Source organism: Thalassospira australica (assembly GCF_044790785.1).
Classification (GTDB): domain Bacteria; phylum Pseudomonadota; class Alphaproteobacteria; order Rhodospirillales; family Thalassospiraceae; genus Thalassospira; species Thalassospira australica_A.
In genome coordinates this window covers 4,436,158-4,446,762 of sequence record NZ_CP085258.1, presented here as the reverse complement: position 1 = coordinate 4,446,762, position 10,605 = coordinate 4,436,158, and the positions used below count along the sequence as shown (strand labels likewise).

Sequence of the window (10,605 nt, the reverse complement as noted above, 5' to 3'; positions counted from 1 at the left end):
CACAACCCGATTATACGGCAAAACGGTCAGGAGCCGAACTGACGATCCGGTCCGAACAGACGAAAATCCTCTGAAACGACGGCCAGCGGCGAAAAGCCGATCAGGTCACCCGAGCGCCCATTGTCAATCAGCGGAACCGGAACGCCCTGATGCATGCCGGTCAGTGCTGCGTGATGTCCACGCGCAACAGCTGTTTCACACATCCGGGCAAGTTCCTTGCGCGACCCGGCATCAGCCAGAGTCACGGCCGGATGAACAACCAGCTCAACCGTTACTTTACCGAGCGCCAGAAACTGCCATAAATGCGGTGCCAAGTCCATATCGCCGTACCAGGAATATAATGCCCGCAAATCACGCCCGATCGGGGCACCGTCAAGGCGAGTTGCAGCAATCGATACCGGCTGAACCTTAACCGGGGAACCATCAGGCATGGTGCGTTCGGCAACACCAAACAGGGTCGATTTGAAAGGCAGGACACGATTGCCATCGTTGCTGGTGCCTTCGGGGAACAGGATCAGCTTGTGCCCGTCGGCAAGACGTTGGGAAATCTGGTCATTCTGTTCGCGTGAACGCACCGGACGACGTTCGACAAAAGTTGACCGCTGCAATTTGGCGAGTGTTCCGAAAATCGGCCAGCTGGCCACCTCGGTCTTGGCGATAAAACTGCCGCGAACAAAGGCACCAAGTACCGGAATATCGAGATAAGATGCGTGATTGGCCACGATGATGCCCGGCCCGTCCAGCAGTTCCGCGCCGGAAACGCGGACTTCTATATGCAGAATCTTCAGGCACAGTGCATGATAGAACCGCGGCAGATCATCCGCCAGACGCAACCGAAAAGCGATGGCTACCACCTGTATCGGCAGCAACACCAAAGTCAGCAGTGCATAGGCCAACAGCCGTATGGCTGCACACGCATAACAGTTCACGATACCCTCGCGGTCCGCTCATAATGCTTGTAGTAACGATCCGTCACCTTCTCTGTCGGTAACACGATACAGATGTCAGTGGTATTGAACTGATGATCAATCACCGCACCGTCACCGACGAAACCACCCAGTCGCAAATAGCCCTTGATCAATGGCGGCAGATCACGAAGCGCCTGTCGGGCATCAATCGCATCAATCGTCGTGCGCGCCATTGGCTCGTATCGACCTTCGACCGCACGCGGACGCATTTCTTCGGGTGCCAGATGGTTGTGATGCAGATAGGTCAGAACATCGCCAAAGGCATCCGGATCGGTGCCATGGAACGATGCGCAGCCAAACATCAGCTTGATGTCGTATTTGAAGACATAGGCAGCAATACCCTGCCAGAGAAGCTGCAGGGTCGGCATCGTGCGATAGGCTTCCTCGACACAGGAACGGCCAAGTTCCATGATCTCGCCATTGCCCTGAACCGCGTCCAGCATCGACTGGATGTGATATTCATCGGCACTGTAAAAACCGCCATGCTGATTGGCGACTGACTGACGCAACAAACGATAGGTCCCGACAACCCCGTCAGGCCCCTGACCACGATTATGATCGATTACCAGCAGATGGTCACACAGGGGATCGTAATGGTCAAAGTCGCGCTCGGCCGCAGCCATCTCGGCACTCGGCTTTGCGCCGCGTTCTTCGTAGAACACCTTGTAGCGAAGTTTCTGACTTGCGAGGATTTCATCCTCTGTCTCGGCGAGGCGCACCTCTAGCCGCTGCTGTCGATCGTCGCTCATCGCAACTCCCTTTCGTTCATCTGCACAGATTTTGCGCAAGATTTGCGTTAAGGGCGAGTGAAGGCTTTGTTAAGAACGCGTAACAGGAATATGAAAAGCCACCCGCTCAGTAAGAACAGGTGGCCTAAATCTGCGTTTTTTGCAACCTTTTCGTCAGAAAACGGTTACTTTTCGTCCTTCATCGGAACGCCATAAAGTTCCAGTCGATGACCAACAAGCTTGAAACCAAGCTCTCTGGCGATCTCTTCCTGCAACTTTTCGATTTTTTCGTTCGAAAACTCGATCACGCTACCGGACCGCATATCGATCAGGTGATCGTGATGTTCTTCGGTCAGTTCCTCGTAACGCGCACGGCCATCGCCGAAATCGTGTTTTTCAAGGATATCCGCCTCTTCAAATAGGCGAACGGTCCGATAAACGGTGGCGATCGAAATCTTCGGGTCAATTTCCGTCGCCCGGCGATAAACGAGTTCCACATCGGGATGGTCTTCAGATTCCGACAGGACTCGGGCAATCACCCGGCGTTGGCCGGTCATTTTCAGACCCGCGTCGATGCACTTTTGCTCGATGGTTGATTCTGCAAGCATAGTCTTGTTTCTCGTTTCCGGTTCCGCCTGTCCCCAAGCCAGGATGCTCCCAGGCTCTTGCTCTCATGTGGGCTAAATATCGAGAAAACTGTCACATATCGCAAGGTACAAATCACGATATTTTGTTCTCTCCGGCTTGCCTCCTGCCCGATGAAACGCTACTTCACGTTTCCGGGGCCCATCAGGAGACAATATATGGACGATATCACGCCCGATCATAAGATCGACATCACCAACGATGTCTGCCCGATGACGTTTGTCCGCACCCGGCTGAAACTCGAAACCATGACACAGGGTCAGATTCTGGAAGTCACACTAGGCGCTGGCGAACCGTTAAAAAACGTTCCGCGTTCTGTCACTGAAATGGGCGACACCGTCATTGATCTTGTCGAACTTGCCAACGCACCGGACACGTATCGTTTAACGATACGAAAAGGCTGAACTATATCCGGCGCATCGTCATCGGGGCTTAGACTATAACAGCTTGGCGATCAAAACCACACATTTGATGTGGATATATTCAAATAGAATGCATCCAGCTTGCATCAGTCGCCCCAACCCAAAACGCAAGAACCAAGATCGCGTTCCATGACAAGTGCATCAACCTGCCTGCCCGATTGCCGACGATAGTATTTTTTGCGCCGCCCGATCTCGGTAAAACCGCAATAACGATATAGCGCTATTGCCGGAGCGTTATCGTCGGCCACTTCAAGTAAAACCCGGCCGACACCGGTTTCGCGCAAGCGATCAAAGGTTGCAGACAGCAGTTTTCTGGCAACACCGCGTTTACGCGCTTCTTTTGCGACAACAATGGTGTTGATTTCCGCCTCGTCCAGCACGGCCTGCATCTGGATGAAGCCAAGCGGCGTATCAAGCCGGTTTTCCGCCGGGTTCCCGGGCGCAAAGGCCAGAAACCCGAAGGCACCGGGCACATCAAGCAGTGCGATCATCTCGTCCGCCGACCAGTGATCCTGATCTTCGAACCCTTCGGCATGAATCGCACTGGCAAGCGGACAGAACGCCGCTGTCAGGGGAACGATTTCAATTCCGTCCGCAGGCTTCTGTTGGCGGGAAGCGGGGGTCATATTTCTTCTGCCGATTTGTTTTTTCCCGGCCCCTGATCTTCGATCCGGCGGGCATCGGGTGCGCGCAGATACATTGGCACCGGCGGCAGGTTTTCATCCGTTTCCCAACGCGCCGCTGCGATCCGTGCCACATTACCCGCCCGTGGTAATCCTGGCGCGGTGCAATCATAAAACGCATCGGGCGCGTGGGCGGCGGCGGTCAAAAGACGCGGGGTCGCATCACCGGCCAGAAGCGTATCGCCCGGTGGGGCCATCATCAGAGCCTGTCGAGGTGCAACACATTCCGGCGCACTGAGCGGGCGCTTCTTGCCATCAAAAGCCTGGGCAAAAATTTCGTTCCGCTTGCTGTCGAGTGCCACCAGAATATTTCGTCCCTGCTGATCACGTTCGGAAACGCCATAGGCCACCGCCTCAAGCGAACTGACACCGACCACCGGAATTTTACGCGCAAGGCCGAGCGCACGTGCCGTGGCGAGCCCGATCCGCATACCAGTGAAGGCACCAGGTCCAACGGTCACCGCAATACCATCTACTTCATCAAAGGCGATACCCGCCTGATCCAGACTTTTGACAATGAAACCCATCAGGTTTTCGGCCTGACCGCGTTCCATGTCTTCGTAAAGCTCGCCCTTGACTAAGCCATTTATGAGAACGGCGGTTGAAAGCGATGTTGACGCAGTATCGATAGCCAAAAGCGTCGGGCCTGTTTTTTCAATGGCCCCGGATGACGTTTGCGATGCGGTCTGATCTGCGCTATGGGGATTGTTACGCAACTGACCGGTCAGCATTTTTTTGATGTAATCGGTAAACGACAAGAACAGGGGGCCTCCGGCAATGGCGCTGGTCGAAATTACGCCACAAGAATATGATGTCGAAATTGATATTGTTTATGCCACGGATCGCAATTTCACCGGGGCACCGATCTATTCACGGCCTGCCTGCTATCTTCATCGTGATGCGGCGGACTGCCTGAAAAAGGCTGTCGCCATGGCACGACGTCACGGTAAACGCATTCGCATTCTGGATGCCTTCCGCCCACAAGAAGCCCAGCGGGCTCTTTGGAACCATACACCCAATCCCGATTTTATCGCCAATCCCGATCTTGGATCGCCACATGGCCGTGGTGTTGCCATTGATCTAACGCTGTTGGACGAAAACGGCAAGGAACTGGATATGGGGGCAGGGTTTGATGAAATGCATATCCGGTCCTATCACGGAGCGGACGGGCTTTCAAAAGACGCTGAAACCAACCGTTTGCTGTTGCTTGGCATCATGGTCAGCGCCGGGTTCGAGTATTACAATCATGAATGGTGGCACTATCAGTTACCCAATGCGCGCAACAAATACCCGCTGCTTTCCGACAGTTCCCTGCCGGAAAGCATGATGAAATAGCACCCGCCGGATTCCTGAATACGGAATTTCGTGCCTAAAGGACCGCCCGGCCACTTTCGGGATCAAACAGCGATATACGTGCCCCGTCAACCATGATCCGGGCATCGGTGCCCGAACTGAAATGCTGTTCGGGGCCGGTGCGCGCGGTGACTTCCGATCCCGCAACCGCAAGGCGGACATACTGATCGGGCCCGGTCGGCTCAGCCAGAAGGACGCGCGCATTGGCCCCTAGATCATCAAACATCAGATGTTCGGGACGTGCGCCCAATGTCACGGATTGTCCGATCAGGTCACGCGCACGACCTGGCATGCTGGCCAAAGGCAATTGACCCGATCCGCCATCAAAGGCAATACCATCGCCATCCTGTACCAGCTTGCCATCGATGAAATTCATGGTTGGAGCCCCGACGAAGCTGGCGACAAATTTGTTGGCTGGCCGTCTATAAACATTTTCCGGTGTGTCGGCTTGTTGAATGGAACCCTTGTCCAGCACCACCACCTTGGTCGCAAGCGTCATGGCTTCGATCTGGTCATGGGTGACATAGACAATCGTGCGACCAAGCCGTTCATGCAGACGTTTCAGTTCTACACGCATATCAGCGCGCAGCTTGGCATCAAGATTCGATAACGGTTCATCAAACAGGAAAACCGAGGGCTCTCGCACCAGCGCACGACCAATTGCCACACGTTGTTGCTGCCCGCCGGACAATTGTGACGGTTTGCGATCCAGAAGCGGGGTGATTTGTAAAAGTTCACCAATGTCATCGACACGCTTTTCGATATCGGCCTTGGGCATGCCGCGCATTTTAAGGCCAAAACCGATATTCTTGCGCACCGACATGGTCGGATACAATGCATAGGATTGGAACACCATCGCGATATCGCGTTCATCGGGTTCAAGTTCCGTCACGTCCCGCCCCGCAATATGGATCGACCCGCCTGTCACAGATTCCAGCCCGGCAATCATGTTAAGGATCGTCGACTTGCCACATCCCGACGGCCCCAACAGAACCAGAAACGCACCATCCTCGATTTCGAGATTGATGTCGTTCATCACGGTCAGACCGGCATAGGCCTTGGTCACCCCACGTAATTCAACACCGTTCATGTCCGTTATCCTTTCACTGCACCAGCCGCAATCCCACGAACAAACAAACGCCCCGACAGTAGGTAAACCGCCAATGTCGGAAGCGCGGTCAGCATGGTGGCAGCCATATCGACATTATATTGCTTCTCGCCGAACTGCGATCCGACAAGGTTGTTAAGCGCAACCGTCATCGGCTGCCCGGACCGTCCGCCAAATGTCAGGCCCAGAAGGAAATCGTTCCAGATGTATGTGAACTGCAAAATCATCGCCACACCAAGGATCGGCAACGACAAAGGCAGCATCACATACCAGAACAACGGCCAGAACCCGGCCCCGTCAATCCGGGCGGCTTTGAGCAAATCCTGCGGAACGGTTTTGAAAAAATTGCGGAACATCATGGTGGTAAAGGCAATGCCCCAGATGACATGCACCAGAACAAGCCCCGGAATAGAACCGAATATCCCCAATTCACGCACCATGATAATCAGAGGGTAAAGGGTGACCTGCGGCGGGATGAACATGCCAACCAGAAGGGCTGCAAACATCAGATTGGCCCCACGCATTTTCCATGCTGCCAGGGCATAGCCGGTAACCGCACCAAGTCCGACCGACAGAAACAGAGCCGGAATGACGATTTTCACCGATGTCAGGAAGGAGGATGACAGGCCACCGCAATTTCCGCCTGCAGTTTGATTACAATCGCCAGACCATGCTTCGCGCCACGCGTCAAAACTTGGTTCCGTTGGCAGGGCAAAGATACTGCCATCGCGGATTTCATCCATCGGTTTAAGGGATGTCGACACCATGATGAAAACCGGTGCCAAAATCATCAGGGCAGCAACCCCCAGCATCCCATAAAGCGCAAGACGGTTATATCGCATGATCAATGCCCCCCTCCGTCGCGTGCTTTACGCAATTCAAAATGGATATAAGGTGAAATGACTGCGATCACGGTACAAAGCAATACAAATGCACCTGCCGCACCAAGGCCCAGTTCCTGCCGGTTCAGTATATGATCGACCACAAATTTCGCCGGCAAATCCGATGAAAAACCCGGCCCGCCACCGGTCAGCGCGACGACGAGGTCAAAGGCCTTCATGACAATCGCGCTCATCAGGATAAAGACCGTAAAAAACACGGTCCGCATCATCGGCGTAATCACATGCAGATAGACCCGCCAGACCGGGATGCCATCAACCCGGGATGCTTTCCAGATATTGGGGTCGACATTACGCAACCCCGCCAAGAACAACGCCATACATAGCCCCACCTGCTGCCAGATACCGGCAATAGCAAGGGTATAGATCGACCGGTCCTGACGCACGATCCAGTTGAATTCAAACGTGGTCCAGCCCAGTTCGCGCACGGCATCCTGAAGCCCCAAACCCGGATTCATCACCCATTGCCAGATTACGCCGGTAACGATGAAAGACATCGAAAGTGGCAGCATGAAAACCGTGCGAAACATGCCCTCGGCCTTGATCCCGCGATCAATCAGGATCGCCAGCAAATAGCCGAACACAATGCATCCGCCGATAAACAGGAAACCGTGGATGGCGATATTCTGCATCGCTGTCCACCAGCGTTCATTGGCAAACAGGCGCACATATTGATCGAACCCGGTAAATTTATATACCGGCAACAGACGCGAGCGCGTCAGCGAGATCACAAAGGTCCAGATAATAAAGCCATAAAAACAGACGATGGTGATCGTCATGGCAGGGATCAGCGCCACTTTGGCGGTCCATTGCGGACGCCAGCGCCGCCTGCCGTCATGCGAAGTTTTCAACGCACCTTGTACCGGTTCGGCCATGAATAATCTCGCTTCTTTGTAAAAGCGCCGCTGCATGACGCAGCGGCGCACCTGCAAAGTCGTGTCATTCCGGTCGCCTTACTTGGCGTAGGAAATCGCCTGACGGAATTCTTCCTGCCCCTGTTCCGGGCTCATGTCAGCACTGTTCCAGAAATTGGAGATACTGTCATCAATTGCCCCGGAAACGGCACTTGGAACACCAAACAGGCCGGTGCTTACCAGATGGGTTTCCTTGTCCTGAAGGGTGGTCATGGCTTTTTGCGCACAGGCGTCAAAACTATCGCCCGGCACATCAAGAAGGGCAGGGATCGAGCCCTTTTTCTTGTTAAAGGCAATCTGAACGTCAGGTTCAAGCATGACCTGCGCCATCTTTTGCTGGGCAGCTTGGGCTTCGTCACCATCCATGGCGGAAAAGGCAAAGGCATCAACCGTCATGATATAGGCGGTGTCGACAGCCGGGGCGAAGGCGCAGCCAACCGTTGTACCCGGTTCGACCCCGGCAGCAATGATTTCACCCTTGGCCCAGTCACCCATAAACTGAAACGCCGCGTCGCCACGAATGACCATATTGGTCGCCTCGTTCCAGTTCCGGCCCGGGCTCGCTTCATCGACAAAGGGTTTAAGCGCTGCAAAGGTTTCAAACACCTTGCGCATGGTGTCGGATGCCAGAAGTTCATCATCCAGCGTGCTGTATAGCTGGGCGTAAAATTCACGCCCGCCAACGCCCAGAAGGACACTGTTAAACAGGATACGTTCCTGCCACGGCTGTCCGCCAAGACCGATCGGGACAATACCGGCATCTTCAAGCTTTTTGGCCGCATCAATAAATTCCGGCCAGCTTTTCGGAACCTCTATTCCGGCTTTTTCAAGCGCTTCCTTGTTGTAGAACATCCAGTTTTCACCATGGATGTTGATCGGGGCGGCGATATAATCACCATCATATTTTGCCGCCTGAACGATAAGTGGCGGCAGCTTTTCATCCCAGTTTTCTTCCTCGGCCACCGCATTCACATCGGCCAGAAGCCCCTGATCGGCCAGTTCACGCAATTGCTGCCCGATGGAAAACTGGAAAACAGTCGCCGGGTCGCCGCCCAGCATGCGGTTGACCGCAGCCGCGCGGGCATTGCCGCCACCGGCAATCGGCGTGTCGACCCATTTGCCGCCCTGCGCCTCGAAAGCCACACGAATTTCAGCCAAAGCAGCCTGTTCGCTACCCGAGGTCCACCAGTGCAGAACTTCGGCAGTCTGGGCGTGAAGTGCACCGGCAGAAACACCGGCGCTCAGAAATGTCGCGAGTGCAGCGACCTTTGAAAATTTCTTCATAACGGATGTCCTCCCTAATGGATACGTTCGCGCCCGACTTCTTGATGGTCGAAAATTCGTAACGTTTCGATTTTTTTGATAAGCGCTTTATTCGCTCTTGTCAATCAACAAAACCCGGCCATAATAAGGCGAAATCGATCCGGCATTATTTTTTTGCCGAAATTTCCGAAACGTTACGAATTTGGATCTGCCAACGAATGCGATCCGTAACAGGGCAAGGAAACAATCATGATCAAACCTTTTCCCAACGGTTTCCGCTGGGGTGTCTCGACCTCAAGCTATCAGATCGAAGGCGGTGCGAGCGACGACGGGCGCGGCGACAGCATCTGGGACACCTATTGTGCGACCCCGGGCCGGGTTGCCAATGGCGATAACGGCAGTGTTGCCTGCGACCACTATCATCGCTGGGCCGAGGATCTGGACCTGATCAGGGAGCTTGGCGCGAAGCATTATCGATTTTCGGTGATGTGGCCGCGTGTCATTCCTAATGGCACCGGCGAAGTTAATGAAACCGGCATAGCGTTTTACGACCGGCTGATTGACGGGATGTGTGAACGCGGTCTTGATCCCTGGCTTTGTCTTTATCATTGGGATTTGCCGCAGGCATTGCAGGACCGCGGCGGCTGGACCAATCGCGATATCGTCGACTGGTTTGGCGATTATACCGAACTGCTGGTGACGCAATTTGGTGACCGGGTCAAATCATGGGTAACTTTCAACGAACCCAATGTAGTTGCATGGGTCGGCCATGAAGAAGGCCGCCACGCACCGGGCATTAACGATCCGCGCGCAGCGATGCGCGTCGCCCATCATCTGAATATGTGCCATGCGCGGGCGACCCGCGTAATCAAGCATCATTATCCGGATGCACCGGTAGGATTCGTTTTGCCGATGCACAAGGCCTATACATTGCCGCATCGGCGCGAACAGGATGCCCATCTGGTTGATCTGTTCGAAGCCAAATGGAATGGTATCTTCCTTGATCCGGTTTATTACGGTCGATACCCCGATCTGATTATCGATCGGATGGAACCGCACATTCAGGATGGCGACCTTGAAGTAATCAAGACCAATGTCGATTTTCAGGGCCTGAACCAGTATTTCCCAAGCTATATCGAAGCCACCGAAGGCCGCGCCTGGCCGTTCAAACATGCCGAACCGCCAAAATATTTCCGCCGCACAGAAATGGGCTGGGCGATTGACGGCGATTGCTTCTATCGCACCATGAAAATCCTGCAGGAAAACTATGGCAACCCGCCGGTCTTCGTGACCGAAAATGGTGGCGCCTTCACGGACGTTCCCGGCCATAACGGCTATATCGACGATCAGGACCGCATTGCCTATTACAGTGAATATCTCTCAGCCCTTTTGCGCGCCGTTGACGAAGGCGCAAATGTGCAGGGATATATGCCTTGGTCCCTGCTTGATAATTTCGAATGGGCCTATGGCTATGAAAAACGGTTCGGATTGGTGCATGTCGATTACAACACGCTGAAACGGACGCCAAAGGCGTCTTATGACTTCATGCGGCGCGTGATCGAAAGCAACGCATTGCCTTAACCGCAAACGGGCGATTAGATTGTCCGCGAAAGAATAGATGA

The 10,605-nt window shown here is 54.2% G+C and carries 12 protein-coding genes; 3 read left to right on the top strand and 9 right to left on the bottom strand.

Going from position 1 to position 10,605, the window contains the following annotated elements:
* Positions 1–26: 26 nt before the first annotated feature.
* The 3 genes from LG297_RS20710 to LG297_RS20700 all read right to left on the bottom strand — a co-directional run bounded on the left by LG297_RS20710 (position 27) and on the right by LG297_RS20700 (position 2,304).
* On the bottom strand, positions 27–929 hold the full coding sequence (locus LG297_RS20710; protein ID WP_404423705.1) for a lysophospholipid acyltransferase family protein: 903 nt from the start codon (positions 927–929) through the stop codon (positions 27–29).
* Positions 926–1,717, bottom strand: a complete 792-nt coding sequence (locus LG297_RS20705; RefSeq protein WP_404423703.1) for a GNAT family N-acetyltransferase — start codon at positions 1,715–1,717, stop codon at positions 926–928. The genes LG297_RS20710 and LG297_RS20705 overlap by 4 nt, the downstream gene beginning before the upstream one ends.
* A gap of 164 nt (positions 1,718–1,881) precedes the next feature.
* Positions 1,882–2,304, bottom strand: a complete 423-nt coding sequence (locus tag LG297_RS20700; RefSeq protein ID WP_404423701.1) for a Fur family transcriptional regulator — start codon at positions 2,302–2,304, stop codon at positions 1,882–1,884.
* Between the two features lie 195 nt (positions 2,305–2,499).
* Between LG297_RS20700 and LG297_RS20695 the strand changes: the two genes are divergently transcribed.
* Positions 2,500–2,745 (top strand): sulfurtransferase TusA family protein, encoded by a 246-nt coding sequence (locus tag LG297_RS20695; RefSeq protein ID WP_404423699.1) that lies wholly within the window; start codon positions 2,500–2,502, stop codon positions 2,743–2,745.
* A 104-nt stretch (positions 2,746–2,849) separates the two neighbouring features.
* On the opposite strand, the gene LG297_RS20690 is transcribed toward LG297_RS20695, so the two are convergent.
* Positions 2,850–3,389, bottom strand: a complete 540-nt coding sequence (locus LG297_RS20690) for a GNAT family N-acetyltransferase (RefSeq protein WP_404423697.1) — start codon at positions 3,387–3,389, stop codon at positions 2,850–2,852.
* Positions 3,386–4,204 carry a tRNA (adenosine(37)-N6)-threonylcarbamoyltransferase complex dimerization subunit type 1 TsaB gene (gene tsaB, locus LG297_RS20685; protein ID WP_404423695.1) on the bottom strand — a complete coding sequence of 273 codons (819 nt, stop codon included), beginning with the start codon at positions 4,202–4,204 and terminating at the stop codon, positions 3,386–3,388. The genes LG297_RS20690 and tsaB overlap by 4 nt, the downstream gene beginning before the upstream one ends.
* 19 nt (positions 4,205–4,223) lie before the next feature.
* Between tsaB and ddpX the strand changes: the two genes are divergently transcribed.
* On the top strand, positions 4,224–4,781 hold the full coding sequence (gene ddpX, locus LG297_RS20680; RefSeq protein ID WP_404423693.1) for a D-alanyl-D-alanine dipeptidase: 558 nt from the start codon (positions 4,224–4,226) through the stop codon (positions 4,779–4,781).
* Between the two features lie 34 nt (positions 4,782–4,815).
* On the opposite strand, the gene LG297_RS20675 is transcribed toward ddpX, so the two are convergent.
* The 4 genes from LG297_RS20675 to LG297_RS20660 all read right to left on the bottom strand — a co-directional run bounded on the left by LG297_RS20675 (position 4,816) and on the right by LG297_RS20660 (position 9,004).
* Positions 4,816–5,889, bottom strand: a complete 1,074-nt coding sequence (locus LG297_RS20675) for an ABC transporter ATP-binding protein (RefSeq protein WP_404423691.1) — start codon at positions 5,887–5,889, stop codon at positions 4,816–4,818.
* 5 nt (positions 5,890–5,894) lie between these two features.
* Positions 5,895–6,749, bottom strand: coding sequence for a carbohydrate ABC transporter permease (locus tag LG297_RS20670; protein ID WP_404423689.1), 855 nt, complete (start codon positions 6,747–6,749; stop codon positions 5,895–5,897).
* A 2-nt stretch (positions 6,750–6,751) separates the two neighbouring features.
* Entirely contained in the window at positions 6,752–7,681 is a 930-nt protein-coding gene (locus tag LG297_RS20665; RefSeq protein ID WP_404423687.1) for a carbohydrate ABC transporter permease, read from the bottom strand.
* A 78-nt stretch (positions 7,682–7,759) separates the two neighbouring features.
* On the bottom strand, positions 7,760–9,004 hold the full coding sequence (locus tag LG297_RS20660; RefSeq protein ID WP_404423685.1) for an ABC transporter substrate-binding protein: 1,245 nt from the start codon (positions 9,002–9,004) through the stop codon (positions 7,760–7,762).
* A 228-nt stretch (positions 9,005–9,232) separates the two neighbouring features.
* Between LG297_RS20660 and LG297_RS20655 the strand changes: the two genes are divergently transcribed.
* Complete coding sequence (locus LG297_RS20655) at positions 9,233–10,564, top strand: GH1 family beta-glucosidase (RefSeq protein ID WP_404423683.1); 1,332 nt, start codon at positions 9,233–9,235, stop codon at positions 10,562–10,564.
* Positions 10,565–10,605 lie beyond the last annotated feature (41 nt).